16 protein-coding genes are annotated in these 17,121 nt (G+C 31.3%); all 16 read left to right on the top strand.

The window, feature by feature from the left end:
• Positions 1-63: 63 nt before the first annotated feature.
• Complete coding sequence (locus MMF97_RS06985; RefSeq protein ID WP_243360890.1) at positions 64-783, top strand: FkbM family methyltransferase; 720 nt, start codon at positions 64-66, stop codon at positions 781-783.
• On the top strand, positions 776-2,029 hold the full coding sequence (locus MMF97_RS06980; RefSeq protein WP_243360888.1) for an ABC transporter ATP-binding protein: 1,254 nt from the start codon (positions 776-778) through the stop codon (positions 2,027-2,029). Before MMF97_RS06985 ends, MMF97_RS06980 begins: the two co-directional genes overlap by 8 nt.
• Positions 2,022-3,131: a UDP-galactopyranose mutase gene (gene glf, locus MMF97_RS06975; RefSeq protein ID WP_243360886.1), complete on the top strand. Its 1,110-nt coding sequence runs from the start codon at positions 2,022-2,024 to the stop codon at positions 3,129-3,131. Before MMF97_RS06980 ends, glf begins: the two co-directional genes overlap by 8 nt.
• Positions 3,128-4,180, top strand: a complete 1,053-nt coding sequence (locus MMF97_RS06970; protein WP_243360885.1) for a glycosyltransferase — start codon at positions 3,128-3,130, stop codon at positions 4,178-4,180. Before glf ends, MMF97_RS06970 begins: the two co-directional genes overlap by 4 nt.
• A gap of 28 nt (positions 4,181-4,208) precedes the next feature.
• Entirely contained in the window at positions 4,209-5,108 is a 900-nt protein-coding gene (locus MMF97_RS06965; RefSeq protein WP_243360884.1) for a glycosyltransferase, read from the top strand.
• 26 nt (positions 5,109-5,134) lie between these two features.
• Positions 5,135-6,277: a glycosyltransferase gene (locus tag MMF97_RS06960; RefSeq protein ID WP_243360883.1), complete on the top strand. Its 1,143-nt coding sequence runs from the start codon at positions 5,135-5,137 to the stop codon at positions 6,275-6,277.
• Between the two features lie 5 nt (positions 6,278-6,282).
• Positions 6,283-7,314 carry an acyltransferase family protein gene (locus MMF97_RS06955; protein WP_243360882.1) on the top strand — a complete coding sequence of 344 codons (1,032 nt, stop codon included), beginning with the start codon at positions 6,283-6,285 and terminating at the stop codon, positions 7,312-7,314.
• A 197-nt stretch (positions 7,315-7,511) separates the two neighbouring features.
• On the top strand, positions 7,512-8,486 hold the full coding sequence (locus MMF97_RS06950; RefSeq protein WP_243360881.1) for a glycosyltransferase: 975 nt from the start codon (positions 7,512-7,514) through the stop codon (positions 8,484-8,486).
• Between the two features lie 5 nt (positions 8,487-8,491).
• Positions 8,492-9,316 carry a glycosyltransferase family 2 protein gene (locus tag MMF97_RS06945; RefSeq protein ID WP_243360880.1) on the top strand — a complete coding sequence of 275 codons (825 nt, stop codon included), beginning with the start codon at positions 8,492-8,494 and terminating at the stop codon, positions 9,314-9,316.
• On the top strand, positions 9,316-10,329 hold the full coding sequence (locus tag MMF97_RS06940; RefSeq protein ID WP_243360879.1) for an acyltransferase family protein: 1,014 nt from the start codon (positions 9,316-9,318) through the stop codon (positions 10,327-10,329). The genes MMF97_RS06945 and MMF97_RS06940 overlap by 1 nt, the downstream gene beginning before the upstream one ends.
• A complete protein-coding gene (locus tag MMF97_RS06935; protein WP_243360878.1) occupies positions 10,329-11,183 on the top strand; it encodes a glycosyltransferase family 2 protein in 855 nt (284 codons plus the stop codon). Before MMF97_RS06940 ends, MMF97_RS06935 begins: the two co-directional genes overlap by 1 nt.
• Complete coding sequence (locus MMF97_RS06930) at positions 11,183-12,037, top strand: glycosyltransferase family 2 protein (protein ID WP_243360877.1); 855 nt, start codon at positions 11,183-11,185, stop codon at positions 12,035-12,037. The genes MMF97_RS06935 and MMF97_RS06930 overlap by 1 nt, the downstream gene beginning before the upstream one ends.
• Positions 12,037-13,101 (top strand): acyltransferase family protein, encoded by a 1,065-nt coding sequence (locus MMF97_RS06925; RefSeq protein ID WP_243360876.1) that lies wholly within the window; start codon positions 12,037-12,039, stop codon positions 13,099-13,101. Before MMF97_RS06930 ends, MMF97_RS06925 begins: the two co-directional genes overlap by 1 nt.
• A 19-nt stretch (positions 13,102-13,120) precedes the next feature.
• On the top strand, positions 13,121-14,320 hold the full coding sequence (locus tag MMF97_RS06920) for a glycosyltransferase family 4 protein (RefSeq protein WP_243360875.1): 1,200 nt from the start codon (positions 13,121-13,123) through the stop codon (positions 14,318-14,320).
• The gene (locus MMF97_RS06915; RefSeq protein ID WP_394801155.1) at positions 14,307-15,746 is read left to right on the top strand and encodes an exosortase Y-associated Wzy-like protein; all 1,440 of its coding nucleotides are present in this window, start codon (positions 14,307-14,309) and stop codon (positions 15,744-15,746) included. Before MMF97_RS06920 ends, MMF97_RS06915 begins: the two co-directional genes overlap by 14 nt.
• A 144-nt stretch (positions 15,747-15,890) precedes the next feature.
• Positions 15,891-17,102, top strand: a complete 1,212-nt coding sequence (locus MMF97_RS06910) for a sensor histidine kinase (protein WP_243360873.1) — start codon at positions 15,891-15,893, stop codon at positions 17,100-17,102.
• Positions 17,103-17,121: the final 19 nt, after the last annotated feature.

Here is a 17,121-nt window from a genome sequence, read left to right as displayed (position 1 = left end):
TTTTTTTACTATTGCCGGCAAAAAGTTTTCTTTCCCAGAAATAGTCTTATTTTTCGCAGAGCTATGGATGAAGGCTATTATGAAGAAAAGAATATAGCCCTGATGCGCAGTCTTATCAAAGCAAATACTACGGTATTTGACATAGGAGCCAACATAGGCTTAATGTCTATTCCTATTTTAGCTTCTATAAACTCTGTTAAGGTTATTTCTGTAGAAGCCTCGCCTAATTCATTTCCATTTTTAGCAAAAACGCATCGTTTAAGTGATTTTCAAAACAGATGGACCATTTTAAATAAGGCTGTGTTCAATTATGAAGGAGAAATAAGTTTTAAACTTACCCATAAAAATAACGCTGCTTATGAAAGTATATTAGATACTAAAAGATGCAACTTTACAGATACCATACAGGTAGAATGCACTACTTTAGATAAAATTTGGGAAGATTTAGACAAACAGGAAGTATCATTTATTAAAATTGATATTGAAGGAGCCGATCTGCCTGCCCTACAAGGAGCAATTAATTGTATAACACATTGCAAACCTGTCATTCTAATGGAATGGAATAAAGAAAATATTATTCCCTTTCAATTAAAAAACACAGATCTGCTCTCTTTCATTAAGAAGATTAATTACACTTTATACACCTTGCCTTATTTTAACAAATGTGAAGATATTACAGATTTGGAACTTTTCTCAAACATCTATGAAAATTTTCTTTTATTGCCAAATAAAGGAGATGAAATTGCTGGTATTGATTATAAACCTCGTTTTCTAAATGTCTAACATAGCTATTAAAGCAGAAAATATAAGTAAAGCCTATCAATTAGGAGAAATTGGTACCGGAACTATTAGCAGAGATCTGGAGCGCTGGTATGCCCGTGCAAGGGGAAAAGAAGATCCTTTCTTACGCATAGGAGAAATCAATGATCGTAGTACCAAAGGTAATAGCGATATAGTATGGAGTTTAAAAGACATTAATTTTGAAATAGAACAAGGTGATGCTGTGGGTATTATTGGCCGGAATGGTGCTGGTAAAAGTACCTTGCTAAAGGTATTGAGCCGGGTTACGTCTCCTACTACAGGACGTATTACAGGTAAAGGACGTATTGCTTCATTATTAGAAGTAGGTACAGGTTTTCATCCTGAATTGACTGGCCGTGAGAATATTTATCTTAACGGGGCTATTTTAGGAATGAGAAAACGTGAAATCAGGAAGCATTTTGATGCTATTGTAGATTTTGCTGGTGTAGAACGCTATATAGACACTCCTGTTAAACGTTATTCAAGCGGAATGTATGTTCGTTTAGCCTTTGCCGTAGCAGCACATTTAGAAAGCGAAATTTTAATTGTTGATGAAGTACTTGCAGTAGGTGATGCAGAATTTCAAAAGAAATGTCTGGGTAAAATGGGAGAAGTAAGTAAAGGCGAAGGAAGAACAGTATTATTTGTAAGCCATAACATGGGAAGCATCAAGACTTTATGTAATAAAGGTATACTTCTTAAATATGGCCAGGTAGAATATCAGGGTGATGTAAATAAAGTTGTAAATAGATATAGCCAGATCAACGAGGATGAAACCAACATTGAATATCAAAACGATGGAAATCAAGAAGAAAAGATAAGTCAAATCTTTTTAACCAATTCCAAGAATGAACGAAAAGCATCTATATCTGAACTTAATGAAACTTATTTTTTAAACTTTGAATTTAAATTAACGAACAAACTGAATGTTAATTTTGGATATACCATATACACTTCTAGCGGAGAAGCACTGCTCTCAAGTCCAATTTTAGCAAATTTCAATGCAGATAAAGATTTATTCCATACTAAAATCGAACTTCCACACCGTCTTCTTAAAGCAGGCACTTACATGTTAGAAGGGGCTTTATGGAGAAACGGAGGAGATGTTATAGAAAAGAAAGATAACTTTATGCATATTATCGTTGAACCAAGAAATAAAATTGAAATGGAAGGTGGCTCTATTAGAGGTATTTTACAAAATCCTCACGATTGGATAATCTATGAATAATTTTTTAATTGTTGGTGCTGGCTTTTCTGGATCTGTAATTGCTGAACAACTGGCAAAGAATCCGAATAATCAAATTACGATTTTAGAAGAACGTAATCATATTGGAGGTAATTGTTATACCGAAAGGGATTCTAAAACCAACATAATGCTTCATGTGTATGGTCCGCATATTTTTAATACAGATAATATAGAAGTCTGGAACTACATACAACAATTCACAGAACTTAAACCCTATACCAATAGAGTTAAATCTGTTTATAAAGACAACATATATTCTCTACCTATAAACTTACATACGATCAATCAATTTTTTGGAAAAACATTAAATCCTGAAGAAGCAAAAGAATTCATAGCCGGCCTAGGAGATCAAAGTATTAATGATCCTCAAAATTTTGAAGAACAAGCTTTAAGATTTATAGGAAATGATTTATATAAAGCATTTTTTTATGGTTATACAAAGAAACAATGGGGTTGTGAACCTAAAGAACTCCCTGCCAGTATTTTAAAAAGACTACCTGTACGTTTCAATTATAACGATAATTACTACAGTACTTCATTTCAAGGTATCCCTATAAACGGATTTACAGAGATATTTGAAAAAATGCTTAATAGCCCCAATATTAAGGTAAAATTAAACACAAAATTTATTCCAACAGATTATCAAATAAGTACCTATGATCATGTTTTTTATACAGGCCCGTTAGATGCTTTTTTTAACTTTAAATATGGCAGATTAAGCTATAGAACAGTATATTTTGAAAAAAACTACGCAAAGGGAGACTATCAGGGTAATGCCGTAATTAATTATGCTGATGAAAGTATACCATATACACGCATACACGAACATAAGCACTTTACCCCGTGGGAGATACATGATGAAACCATTTACTTTAAAGAATACAGCAAAGAAACAGAAATAACAGATACTCCTTATTATCCTAAACGATTAAAAGAAGATTTAAAAAAATTAGAGCTTTATCAAACAGAAGTTCAAAAGCTAAACAATATAACTTTTCTGGGCCGATTAGCAACGTATAGGTATATGGATATGCATCATGTAATTGCTGAAGCGCTTGATATCGTAAAAAACTTCACCATATGATAAAAGATAAGATATTAATTTATGCGCCCATATCATATGACCAAAATGCAGGAGGTCCAACAGGTTTTATATCCCAAAATTTATTAGACAAACCAAGAGAGTTATTTACGCTTTCCAATGATTTAGTGAAAAAGTATGATTTATATAAAAAAATACTGTATAAACTAAATCAAAAGCTCACAAATAAATCATATTGGGAAAGGCATTTCGACAATATTAAAGCATACAAATATCAATACATCTATTTTCATGACTGTAATGTCTTTAATACCGTAAAACATAAAATATCCAGTAAACAAACTGTTATACTGCAGGCACATTGCCCTGAGTTGCCCTCAGAAGAAGGCAGGTCTTTGGGCTTTGATCAAGAAAAAATTAAAGAAATTATCAATGCTGAGCAAAGTGCATTTAACAGAGCCGATATATTGGTATTTCCTAACGAGCACATTTTACCCATATATTCATCTCTAATTAATAAAAACAGCCAGATAGAATACATATTATCAGGAGCTAAGGCTTCTGATAATTTAAAATCTTATCCTCTTGCAGAGCAAAAGATTAATTTGCTTTACATAGGCAGACGCAATAAAATAAAAGGGTTTGATCTTTTATTAGATACTTTCAAAATGGTTTCAAAAGAAAGATCTGATTTAAACCTTATTGTAGTAGGTAAAGGAGAAGATGTAACCAATCATGATCTGGGTATTTATGATGTAGGGTTTTCATCGACCCCTAATAACTGGTTTAACAGTGTAGATTATATTATCAATACCAACAGACAAAGCTATTTTGATTTATCGATTATTGAAGCATTATCAACCGGAACTCCAATTATTATGAGCAATAATTTTGGTCATAAATATTTTGAAAGTAAAAGTTCGTTGATAAGTACTTATGATATCAACAAGCCTACTGAACTATATAATATCTTAAATGGCCCTTTAAGAAAAAAAAGAGCCGACATGGATAATATACTCCTTTTTCAAAAGGAATTAACGGACAAAAAATATTTTTCAAGATTTGAAGCCTTCTGTAAAAGGCTTATATAATACAATTTTCATAAAACACTAATTTATCGTGTTTAAAATAAGCGCTGTAATTTCTGCTCATAACCCAAGAAAAGACTATTTTCCAAAGGTTTTAGAAGGGTTAAAAAAACAAGGAATGCCATTAAAAGAATGGGAATTAATTATTATTGATAATATGTCTAAAGAAAAACTGGAAGACATCTATCAAATAGATTGGCATCCTCATCATCGGTTTATTATTGAAGAAAACTTAGGGCTGGCCCACGCCAGAAAAAGAGGATTTGAAGAAGCTGTTGGAGATTTATTGATCAACATTGATGATGATATTATTCTGACTTCCGACTATCTGGAAAATGCTTGGCATATCTACAATAAATATCCCTTTATAGGAGTTTTTGGTGGAGAAATACACCCTGATTTCGAGGCTAAACCCACTCTTAAAATAGAATATTACAAAAATGCCCAAAGAATAATTGAAAAAGATATATGGTCTAATAATATTGATGAATTTTCTTCTACACCTTTTGGTGCAGGAATGTGTATAAGAAATGAAGTTTTCAAATCATATTTAAGGGTACTGGAAACTGATGAATTTCGTTTGAATTTAGGTCGAAAAGGCGAAGAACTGCTTTCTTGTGAAGACATAGATCTGGTATTTTTTGCCTGTCAGAAAGGTTACGGAAAAGGTATGTTTAAATCTCTCAGCTTTAAACACTTTTTTCCTGAAAATAAAATGGCTAAGAAACATTTGATCAATAACTACTATTGGAATACTTATTCAGCAACTCTACAAAATTTTCACTTATTTAATAAAATGCCTCGGAAAAGATCTTTAACGCAAAAATTAATACGTTTTTTAAGAATCATAAAAATGGATTCCTTTAAAAGAAAAGTAGAATTTGCTAAAATTAAGGCAGAAAAAGAAGCTTTAAAAAAACTAAAGATTTAAAATAATATTAATGTTCTATTAATAATATGCCCTTAAACCTAAGAAAAACAAAGATTTACTTTTTATTACCTGAGTATGAAAGGTTAAACGAAGACGCTGCTGTTTACTTAGCTGAAGGATTAAAAGAGTTAAACATTGATTTCTATTCAAATAGAAATTATTGGAAATTGGATAGTGATCACTATTTATTTGTAAAGAATCCAGCCTTCGATCCTTCTGAAGATGCTGACATCGTTATAATTACAGACAATTGGACAGAATTTATAGAACCTGGAACCTTTAAAAGAATTTCATCTCCCATTCCTCAATGGCTATATAAAAAGAATAGAAAATTCAAGACCGTTTATATCGACACGAAAGTTGGTTATAATACTATTGGTTTATCTGAATGTCTTAGAAATTTTGATTTTATACTACGTACAATGAAAAATAAAAAGACCAAAAGATACGATAACATATATCCTTGGGTCTTAGGCTTTCAAAATCGGGTATTAAATGAAAAGCTAAACCTACCTGTTAAAAATAAGCATTATGAAATTGCTTATAATTTTAATTTTTCTCACCCATACGTACATCCTTTAAGAGCACTTACAGAAAAAACATTTATTAATTTGTTACCACAAAATTTAATTAATCGAAAAATAACTCCACCTGATAAACCCAATAATACATATAGCGATCTTATGTGGCAAAACTCAGTAGGGCTGCATAATCCTGACTATTATCATCATATTGAAAATACCCTAATGGTAGCTTCATTTTGTGGAGAACTAATTCCGGCCTTACCTAATGATCCAAAAAAATATATGGCTGGAGGAAAAAAAGCTACTATAAAAAAGAAATTATATAAGGTCATCTCTACTCTTCTCAATAAAAATGAAAGACTTATCCAATGGGATAGCTGGCGATTTTGGGAAACATTAGCTTTAGGATCTGTACCAATTCACATTGACCTAGAAAAATATGGTGTAGAATTACCCGTAATGCCAAAAAATTGGGAGCATTATATTGGTATTGATTTAAATAATATTGATTATGCGATTAAACGAATATTAGAGGATAGGGAAAGTATTTATAAAATTGCAGCACAAGGTCATCAGTGGGCTATGGAAAATTATAGCCCGAAAGTGTCAGCACAAAGGTTTCTTCAACTGATGAATTCGAAATAACTTATATGCAAAGAATTAAATTTTTAGATGGAATAAGAGGTGTTTCTATCCTTATGGTTGTTGTTTCTCATGCTGCAAGTACAATTCTGTTCCCTTCAAATCTTTCTCCCATAATTAAATTTTTTTTTGATGGCAACCTGGGGGTAAGATCTTTCTTTGTATTAAGTGGATTTCTTATTACCTCCATTCTTCTCAACGAAGAGAATAAAAAAGGGAATATTAACCTTAAAAATTTTTATTTAAAAAGAACTTTTAGAATACTTCCTGTTTATTTCTTATACATCTTATCCATATTCATAATAGATACGACTAATGGAGCATTTACAGTTAATACAAATAGCTATATACAAGCTATTACGTTTACTACCGGATTATGGTTATGGGGAAAAGGCTCTTGGTTATTGGTACATTCATGGTCGCTATCCATAGAGGAGCAATTCTATCTGATTTGGCCATTAGTGATGATATTTAGTAAAAACAGGAAACAGATTTTAATATTAACATTTTTATCATTCCCTGTTATAAGATTATTTGCAGGTTATTTTAAATTATTAAATACCTATAATTATTCTATTTTTTTACAAGGTGACGGAATAGTAGCAGGATGTTTATTGGCTTTTTACTATAACGATGAAAAAATTCAAAAATATTTGAAGTTAAAGTGGATACCAATAGCATTTATAATAATCTATCTTATAAAAGTTCCATTTTATTTTCATTCCTTAGTTGCTTTGACTGCAACTTGTAATAATATCATACAGTCTGTATTGATTGCTTATATTATTGCTACTTTATTAAATCAACCCAAAGGTTTCATATACAATTTTTTAAACACAAGTATACTTATTTATATAGGAAGGATATCTTTTAGCTTGTATATATGGCAGCAATTATTTTTGGTACCAAAAGGTAGTCATCCACAAATAGCTATTTTTCCTTATAACATTATTATGAGTATTGCGATTGCTACTGTTTCCTATTATCTAATAGAACTTACTTTCTTAAGATTGAGAAACAAATATATTCCAGAAGTATGATCAACGCCATACCAAACAGTTTTCCGAAAATCCTTTTTATTGCAGATGAAATCCCTCAATCTGTAAATGCTGGTTCGGTCCAGTTTTATAGATTATTTAAAGATTACCCACCTGATAAATTATTAATTATAGGCAGAGCATCTGCTCCTTATGCTAAAACTTTAAGCTGTCTTTATTATACATTAAAATATCCTTTGATGGATAGGGTAAGAAAAAGCAGATTTAGCCCATATTTAACTGATTTACAGTCCATAGGGTTTTTCCTCCCTACCTTACCTCAGCGGATAAAAAAAGTAATTCATGAATTTGAGCCTGATATGGTTATAAGCCTAATGCAACTCATCACTTTTTATTATCCTGCCTATCATTATGCCAGGCAAAAACATATACCTTTTGTATTATTCTGTCACGATGATGCGGAGGATTTTGCAAAACCGCATAAATTCTTCAAAGAGCATTTAACTAGGTTAAATGCCAAAATTTACCAGTCTGCAAAGAAACGAGTATGTATCAGTCCGGAAATGACAAAATCTTGGGAGGAAAAATATAAAGCAAAAAGTGATTTTCTTTATCCTGTTTCATCTAAAAATATTAAAGCCAAAGCCGTTGAAAAAGTGAAAACTTTGGTTAATAATAATTATTTAACAATTGGCTATGCAGGCTCCTTAGCCTATGGATACAAAGAAGGAATTAATGAAATTATACCTGTATTAGAAAAGACCAACAGTAAACTAAAGATATATAGAAATAATGACCCTGGTATAATTAACTCATCTGTTATTGAATTTGCAGGATTTGCTGAAACACCTGAACAAACGTGGAACAGAATTACTGAAGAATGTGATGTTGTGATTTTACCCTATTCTAAAGAAAAAAAATTTGAAGATTTATACCGAACGCATTTTCCAAGTAAATTGCCTGAATACTTAGGGCTACAGATGCCTGTAATTATTAACGGCCCCTCATATGCCAATGGACTTAGGTATGGAAAAACAAATAATATATTTTTTAACACTACCACTAACACAGAATTGGAGGATGCATTGAAGAAATTGGCTGCTAACGCGGAGCTTAGAATAAAATCTATTGAAACTTCAAATAAAACCTATGATTTTGACCCAAAACTAATTATAAAAAAATTCTATTCAATTATTTATAAGGCACTTCAATAAATTAAATGAAAATATTTGGGCTATGCTTGGTAAAAAATGAAGCAGATTGTATTGAAGAGGTTCTTCAAAAAGCTTCTGTTTGGTGCGATAAAATATTTGTTTTTGATACAGGAAGTGAAGACGATAGTTGGGAAAAAGTATTAAATCTTGCTAAATCGAACAATAGTATTGTACCTTTTAAAAAAGAGATTAGAAAATTCAACAACTTTTTAAGAGGTGAGATATTTAATCATTATAGGGATATAGCTTCTGATGGAGACTGGTGGTGTCGATTAGATGCAGATGAAATCTATATTGACGATCCCCGCACTTTTCTGAAAAAGATATCCCCATTGCATCATGTAATTTGGAGTGCAAGTTGTCAGTACTATTTCACCGAAAAAGACTTGGAGCAATACAATACTGATCCGGAAGAATATGAAAATATTGAATTGGAAAAACGGATAAGGCATTATTTATGCAATCATTCTGAAGAACGGTTTTTTAAATATAGAAAAGATCTTATCTGGCCTAAGGGATCATGGCCAAGACATTTAGGGATCGTATCTCCTCATCGCATAAAATTAAAACATTTACAATATCGTTCTCCGCAGCAAATTCAAAAAAGATTAGTAACCAGACAAAAAGCAATTCAAGATGGTCATAAAAATTTCGCTAAATATTCTCTTGAGAAAAACTGGGAAGAAAAAGTTGTAGATTCAAAAGATTATCATTTTGATACATTAACCGGCAATTATATTATTGATGAAACAATACTGCCTAGGCATCTTGAACGCTGGGATAAAAGATTTTTAAAACATATACTACACTTTCTTAAAATTTTCCCTTAATGTTAAAACTAAAAAATGCTCCCTCAGAAAACCATTTAGGAGTTATTGATGCCTTCCGCGGACTAGCTGCCTTAGCCGTATGTGTTCACCATTTTGCGGGTGGTACATTATTGCCTGAAAACAACTTTTTGAGGATAATCGCTTCCTATGGCCATTTAGGAGTATATATATTTTTTATATTATCCGGATTTGTATTGCCATTATCTATGTATAAAAGTAATTACCGAATAGACAAATTTCATCTTTTCGTAACAAAAAGACTGCTAAGGTTAGACCCTCCTTATCTGATATCAATAGTAATAATCCTTTGCTTAAACTACTTAAGTACACTGTCCTCTCATTATAAAGGAGACGATTTTATTTTTAATGCCAAACAATTGGCATTACATTTTGCATATTTAAATGCATTCTTCAATGAAAAATGGCTAAATCCGGTTTTTTGGACATTAGCTATCGAATTTCAATTTTACTTGCTCATAGCATTTGTGTTTCCTTTATTAAGGAACAAAATTTCATTCTATTTTGTAATTGTAACACTTGCAGCTATTTCTTTATCTTCCGAATCATATAGTTTTATTATAAAATTTCTTCCTTTTTTTCTCTTAGGCATGTTAATGTTCAAGTTTTATGTAAGAGAAATCAGTAAGTCTATTCTCATTCTATCGATATCATTGATATATCTATTGATAGGTTATAAATTTGGGTTAATATATGTGGTATCTGCGTTATTGCCCCTGCTTATCATCATTAACATAGAAATTAAAAATAAAATCCTAGTTACTTTAGGCCATTTCTCCTATTCTCTGTACCTTTTACATGTGCCTATAGGAATGAGAATGATTCATGTGATAGAAATTTTCACGGATAATATTGGATTAAGAGTACTTATGCTGTTTATTGTAACTGTAATAATGGTAGGGATATCATACATTTACTATCTGATCATAGAGAAACCCTCCATTAGATTATCAAAAAAGATATCCTATCAACATTCAAACTTAAAAGCTGCATAATGTATTCAATTATTATAGCCACTTGTAATCGAAGAAATTCTTTACTTAAAGTGATTGATTGTCTCAATAAGCAGTCTTTTAAACCTGAAAAGCTTATAATTGTGGATAGTTCTGAAGAAAATCAAGATTATCTTTCTGACGATATATCTATAATTTATAGACATGTACGCTACAAAAGTGCAGCAAAACAACGAAATGAAGGAGCACAACTTTGCAATTCAGATTATATTGTATTTTTAGATGATGACGTAGAATTTGAACGAGATTTTTTTGAACGGATTTTTAATCTGGTAAAAGCAAAAAACATATTAATTGCTGGTCCTCGTCAAATAGGTGCGGAAATAAAAAAACCTGGTTTATTACTTAAAGGATATTATAGACTACAAGCCGGCTATAAGGATGAAACTTATGGAGGAAAAGTATTTGGTGCTGGTATTAACTGTTATCCCTGCTATGAACATCAACATGATGAGCTTCTGGAAGTAAGTTGGTTACCTTCAACTTGCCTTGTTATAAAAAATTCCATATTTAATGAGGTCAAATTCCCAGATTTTGAAGGATATTCTTATGCAGAAGATGTTTTTCTTACCGCTTCTTTAGCTAAAAAATATCCTGTTTATATCCTTAGAAATATTAGTTACCTGCATCACTCTATTACTACAAATTTCAAGGAAAACATATTGGCTTTAAATAAAATGAAGCTAAAAAATCAGAAAATTATAGCTGAGCAAATTGTTGGTTTGAAAGGAATAAAATTGCAATCTAAGGTTCTTCTACATAAGTTATTTTTGAGCTTGGCTTATCTTAAAAATAAAAAAAATAGTTTCTTACATATACGTTCTATCTGGCAGTAATGAAGATATTAGTAGGTATAGTTTCTAAAAACAGGGCTTCTTTATTACCTAAGGCTATTCAATCTGTTTTAAACCAATCTTATAAAAATATAGAAATTAGTATTTATGACGATTGCTCTGAGGACAATACTTACCTTTTAGAAAAAGAATTTCCTAATATCAATTGGATCTTTAATAAGGAACCCAAAGGGTATTTATATGCCAGAAATAAACTAATGAGAGAAACTAATGCAGATCTCTATTGTAGTCTGGATGATGATTCCTGGTTCATCGAAGGAAATGAATTACAACTTGCGGTAGAACAGTTCAAAAATCAACCAAATTTATCAGCCATTGCCTTTGATATTCTATCGCCGGATAAGCCATACCATAAAAGAATAGAAAAACCATTTTTTACAAATAACTTTATAGGTTGCGGGCATATATTAAGGTTAGAAGATATCAAAAAACTTAATTTTTATGAGCCAAACCCTGGCAATTATGGCGGCGAAGAAAAAGATCTATGCATGCGTATCTTAGATTTTGGAAAAGAAATTCTGTACATGCCAGGTGTACATGTGTGGCATGACAAAACTAACATCGCCAGAAATTTACCACAGCAATATCAGTCGCAAGTTTGGAATGACCTCACTAATGCTTATAGAAGAATGCCTTTTCCTATAGTCATCTACGCTATTCCGGGAAAAATGGCTAAACATATAATATATGGCTTTAAAAATAAACTTACCAAATCAGCTATTAGAGGAATTTTTAAGTTTATAAAGGGCTTTCGAACTATTCAAAAAACCAGATCTCCTATTTCAAAAGATACACTTAATCTTTATATACAGAGATCAAAAGAGAATATCAATTAATGTTTATTAAAGAATTTGAAGGCTTTCGCGGTGTATTGGCAATGTGGGTTTTCTTTAGCCATATTTTGGCTTTTTGTGGTTACCCATGGGCGTCGTTTAATCACCCGTTTAAATTATTTGTTACAGGAACTTATGCTGTAGATTGTTTCATTATTTTATCGGGCTTTGTGATTGCATTATTAATAGATCAAAAGGAAGAAAAATATTCCATGTATATAAAAAGGAGATTTTTAAGACTTTATCCCTTATACATTGTGTGTATTTTTTTAGCATGTTTATTATACATCTTTCATTTTACAGAAAATAAATATACCTTAAATGAATGGATAGCTCATATAGGATTGCACTTAACCATGCTACATGGAGTTATACCTGACAGTATAATTAAAAACGCTCCAGGAGCTATTTTAAATCCAGCCTGGTCAATTTCCTTAGAATGGCAATTTTATTTGGTTATTCCTGTGTTTTTTTATTTTTTCAAGAAGCATCAATCAATTACATTAATCTCTTCATTGATCTTGTCTTTTATTTTAATTGTAGTTACACCAAGACTGGATAATTGGCATCATCCTTCATTTCTTCCCTTAAAATTACATTTTTTCATTATTGGAATAACTTCGTATTTCATCTATAAAACATTCACAAAAGAAACATTAAAATCAAATCTTGTGTCTATTTCAGATGCGATACTGCCAATAGCATTATTTATGTTTCTAGTATTCATAGGTTATTCTAAAGAATTTGGCATATTGGTTTTCTTAATATTCTTTATTTCAGTAATGACTAATAGAATTAAACAGAATTTTTTTAATAAAACTGTTTCTGATTTTTTCAACTTAAGAACAGTACAAAATTTAGGAAAAATCAGCTATTCCATTTATCTCATCCATGAAATAGTTCTTATCATTATAGTTAGAACTATAAAAACGCACATACCTAATATAACAAGTTTATCTTTGCTAGTACTAACATCATTTATTGCCATACCAATTACAATTCTATTATCATCCCTTAGCTACAAGTATATCGAAAAGAGATTTATAAAAATGGGTAAAACCATATAAATTAAAAATTTCTGTTCTCATGCTAATTATATTTTCAACCCATCCCATCCAATATCAAGTTCCTCTTTGGCAGGCCATGGCTAAAGAAGGCATTGATTTTGAAGTTTGGTATTTTACAGATTTTGGCTTAAAAAGTAGCTTTGATATACAATTTGGTAAATCTTTTTCATGGGATTTACCCATGTTGGAAGGATATAAATACCGTTTCCTAAGAGTTAATGAAAATGCCGCTCCAAATAAAGGCTTTAGAGGAATCGTTTTAAAAGATAATTTAAAACGATTATTAAAAGAACGCAAAGCTACCCATGTTTACATTAATGGATGGCAGGTATTAGCTTATTGGCAAGTTTTATGGACAGCAAAGTCTTTAGGTCTCACAACAATATTTAAAGGAGAAAGCAATGATCTTAAACCTGTTTTTTTCTGGAAACAAAAAATCAAAAAATTATTGCTATCACAGTTTTTTAACAGAATAGATTACTTCCTTTATATAGGCGAAGCCAATAAACGTTTATATCTGAAACATAATATTAACCCATCAAAGTTATTACCCGGATTATATTGCGTTGACAATGACAGATTTCATACTTCTTCTCTATATTATAAAGCTCAAAATCAAACTATAAGAAACAATTGGGGGATCGCTAAAGGCATTTTTTGTATTTTATTTTCAGGAAAATTTATTCAAAAAAAACGTCCTTTAGACATCATTAAAGCTGTAAAATTAGCTCAGTTAACCAATCTTGTCCATATTGTATTTGTTGGTGACGGAGAATTGTATGATGAGATCAAACAGCATGCAAATGTCGTCTTTGACAAAGAAAATGGCATTATAAATACAATTAGGGAAAAGGAAGTTAACATTTCTATAATTGGTTTTTTAAATCAAACAGAAATTTCAAAAGCCTATGCTGTTGCTGATTGCCTGGTACTTCCCTCTGATTATGGCGAGACTTGGGGATTAGTTGTAAACGAGGCAATGGCTTCAGGATTACCTGTTATTGCAGCAAATGAATGTGGTTCTGCCGAAGATCTGGTTAAACCTTTAAACCCTTCTTTAGTATATAAAACCGGAGACATTGAAGCATTGGCAGCTTCCATTTTAAACTTAATAAATAACCCTGCTGATCAACAAAAAATTCAGCAACACATTAACAAGTATACTTACCTTTCTACAATCAATTCTGTTAAAACACTATTAGGTAATGCACATAAATAGGCCTAGATATTTACTCTTTCTTATTCCTTTTGCCCTTTCATCTTTATTAAGTGATACACCTGTTTTGAGTTATATCACAGCTTGGCTTGGTTCATTTTATATCTTTTATCTTACATGGTTTTCAAAAAACAGATTCATAAAGAATGATCTGCCTGTAGCATCTCAAATCATGAGACCTATATTTCTTTTGCAACTCATTTTTGCAGGATTTATGTGCTGTACGTCCATTTTCTATTTTTTAGATCATTTAGGATATGAATATTTTGTAAAAGTTAACCCTGGAAATTTTGTATCAAATGAACAGACATATCTAATTGCCAAATGTCAACGTATATGCCTGCTGGCACATATAGGTCTAGTATGGGGTATGTTATACTATTCATCCCTAAAGAAAACCAAAATAAAATATATTTTTCAGCAAAAACAATCTGATTTGTATTGGCTACGCATTGCTTTATTTTTTTATATAACGGCAATAGGCTTCCAATTTTTGCCAGGTTTGTTACAGTTTTCTATTTATTTTAACAATATGGCTATTTTCTCTGCCTCCTTATTATTGTTAAAAGGATTACGAACAAAAAAAACTTTATGGATTGTTTATGGCACAACCATGTTTGGTCTTAATTTTATTAATGCAACACTTACAGGATTTAAGGAGCATATCATTGTGAATGTGATCATTTTATTTGCTTTATTATTTCCCTACTATAAACGCGCTATTACTCTCGTCTCTATTCCCACGATATATGTATTGTTATATATCTTACCTACATATGCAAGCATAGTTCGACAATCATGGAGTGGGGAGAAAACAGCTGTAGAGGCCAGATCCGAAGCTTTAGAAACTATCTTTCAGGAAGATAATGAAGAAATTATAGATAATACTAATTGGGGTTTTTTAACCAATCGTTTTTCTGAAATTGGTATGTTCACTCAATATGTAGATTATGTACCTGCTCACCATGACTTTTACAAAACAGAAATTATACACAATGCCTTAATTGCATTAATTCCCCGGCAATTTTATCCAAACAAACCTATAACAGAACAAGTTGCAATGGAACGTGTTTATGACGCAGGAGTAATTAGCCGACTTTCTTCTGTATCTGCTAAAACCCGTCCGGTTGTAGACGCTTATTTATCATTTGGTTATGTTGGCACATTTGTTTTTCTATTTCTTTTTGGATGCTGTGTTCAGTTTTTTAATGATACAGCAGAACGTTGGTTTGGCGGTTATGAATTTGGATGTATTGTAATGTTTAATGGTTGCTTTCAAGGCTTGTGGCGTGGTAATAATCTCGAATTTATGCTTAATAATATGCTATATGGATTTATAACTATGATTATTGTGTTCAGAGTTTTATTATGGGCCGGCTATGTAACCAAGAAAAGTAATCTATATAATCAAACTTCAGAGAGTTATTAAGTTTCCCCATTCTACTTTCTATCTTGTCAGTTCTTCACTTACAGTCTTATCTATTTCCTGTTTAAAGTATTTAATACCTCAAAAATTCCAACTTTATGGTATAAATTTTGTTCATAAACAAAAGAACCACCAATAACTTGCTCTATGGAAAAAGACCCAACTTTACAACTTGAAATTGAACGTTTACAACAACACATTAAAACATTAGAGCAACAAAATCAAATTTATAGAGAGCGCCTTTCCTTATTAAAGGACACAGAATTACAAACTGCAAAATTATCTGCCATTGTAGAATATTCAGATGATGCCATAATCAGTAAGAATTTAGATAGTATTATTACCAGCTGGAACAAATCTGCAGAACGACTTTTTGGTTATAAAGCAGAAGAAATGATTGGCAGATCAATTCTTAAAATTATTCCTACAGAACGTCAGCATGAAGAAGTAATCATATTAGAAAAGCTACGTTCCGGCAAACATGTAGATCATTTTGAGACGATACGGATGCGTAAAGATGGTAGTCTCATCCACGTTTCATTAACGATCTCTCCTTTAAAAGATGTTGAAGGAAACATTATTGGCCTTTCTAAAATTGCTAGAGATATTACAGATCGTAAACAAAATGAAGCCAATAAACATGACTTTGTTTCTATGATTAGTCATGAACTGAAGACCCCTCTTACTTCTCTTAAAACTTATATGCAGGTAATGCAGAAAAAAATTGAGAAACAACCTGAAATCAATGAGTTTATTCCTGTTGGTTTAGATAAAGCCAATCGCCTTGTTGATAAAATGGTTAAACTTATACATGATTTTTTAGACGTTTCTAAAATTGAAGCTGGTAAGCTTTCATTAAACAGAATAGAATTCGATTTAAATGAGCTGATTAACGAAATTATAGATGACCATGTTTTCTTAAATACAACTCATACCATAACCTGTCAGTTTCATACAGAAAAACTAACTGTTTTTGCTGATAAAGAGAAAATTACTCAAGTAATTATCAATCTGTTAACCAATGCCATAAAATACTCTCCCGCAGGTGGAAATATTATTATTGCCACGCAAAAGCTTAATAATAAAGCCTTTTTTTCTATAACTGATGAAGGACTGGGTATTGATCCTATTGATCAACATCAACTATTCCAACGCTTTTTCAGATGTAGGCGTTCTAAAGAAAAACAAATTTCAGGTTTTGGCATTGGTCTTTATCTGGTATCTGAAATACTGGCCCTTCATGGTTCTACCATTCAGGTTAAAAGTGTAGTAAATAAAGGTTCTACTTTTTCTTTTAAACTCGATTGTTATGCAAAATCGCCTGGACTACATGGTTTAACTAAACAAAGCCTATTTTAAAAACTGAATTTACAATTAC

This window comes from Pedobacter montanisoli (assembly GCF_022809115.1).
GTDB classification, from domain to species: Bacteria; Bacteroidota; Bacteroidia; order Sphingobacteriales; family Sphingobacteriaceae; genus Pedobacter; species Pedobacter montanisoli.
The sequence above is the reverse complement of the archived record's forward strand: the minus strand, read 5'-3'. Positions and strand labels throughout refer to the sequence as shown.

Excerpts from the sequence above, each read along its gene's own strand:
- MMF97_RS06945 (WP_243360880.1), top strand. The coding sequence starts at position 8,492 with ATGAAAATATTTGGGCTATGCTTGGTAAAAAATGAAGCAGATTGTATT.
- MMF97_RS06985 (WP_243360890.1), top strand. The coding sequence starts at position 64 with ATGGATGAAGGCTATTATGAAGAAAAGAATATAGCCCTGATGCGCAGT.
- MMF97_RS06930 (WP_243360877.1), top strand. The coding sequence starts at position 11,183 with ATGAAGATATTAGTAGGTATAGTTTCTAAAAACAGGGCTTCTTTATTA.
- MMF97_RS06980 (WP_243360888.1), top strand. The coding sequence starts at position 776 with ATGTCTAACATAGCTATTAAAGCAGAAAATATAAGTAAAGCCTATCAA.
- MMF97_RS06925 (WP_243360876.1), top strand. The coding sequence starts at position 12,037 with ATGTTTATTAAAGAATTTGAAGGCTTTCGCGGTGTATTGGCAATGTGG.
- MMF97_RS06910 (WP_243360873.1), top strand. The coding sequence starts at position 15,891 with ATGGAAAAAGACCCAACTTTACAACTTGAAATTGAACGTTTACAACAA.
- MMF97_RS06915 (WP_394801155.1), top strand. The coding sequence starts at position 14,307 with ATGCACATAAATAGGCCTAGATATTTACTCTTTCTTATTCCTTTTGCC.
- glf (WP_243360886.1), top strand. The coding sequence starts at position 2,022 with ATGAATAATTTTTTAATTGTTGGTGCTGGCTTTTCTGGATCTGTAATT.
- MMF97_RS06970 (WP_243360885.1), top strand. The coding sequence starts at position 3,128 with ATGATAAAAGATAAGATATTAATTTATGCGCCCATATCATATGACCAA.
- MMF97_RS06950 (WP_243360881.1), top strand. The coding sequence starts at position 7,512 with ATGGATAGGGTAAGAAAAAGCAGATTTAGCCCATATTTAACTGATTTA.
- MMF97_RS06955 (WP_243360882.1), top strand. The coding sequence starts at position 6,283 with ATGCAAAGAATTAAATTTTTAGATGGAATAAGAGGTGTTTCTATCCTT.
- MMF97_RS06920 (WP_243360875.1), top strand. The coding sequence starts at position 13,121 with ATGCTAATTATATTTTCAACCCATCCCATCCAATATCAAGTTCCTCTT.
- MMF97_RS06940 (WP_243360879.1), top strand. The coding sequence starts at position 9,316 with ATGTTAAAACTAAAAAATGCTCCCTCAGAAAACCATTTAGGAGTTATT.
- MMF97_RS06935 (WP_243360878.1), top strand. The coding sequence starts at position 10,329 with ATGTATTCAATTATTATAGCCACTTGTAATCGAAGAAATTCTTTACTT.
- MMF97_RS06960 (WP_243360883.1), top strand. The coding sequence starts at position 5,135 with ATGCCCTTAAACCTAAGAAAAACAAAGATTTACTTTTTATTACCTGAG.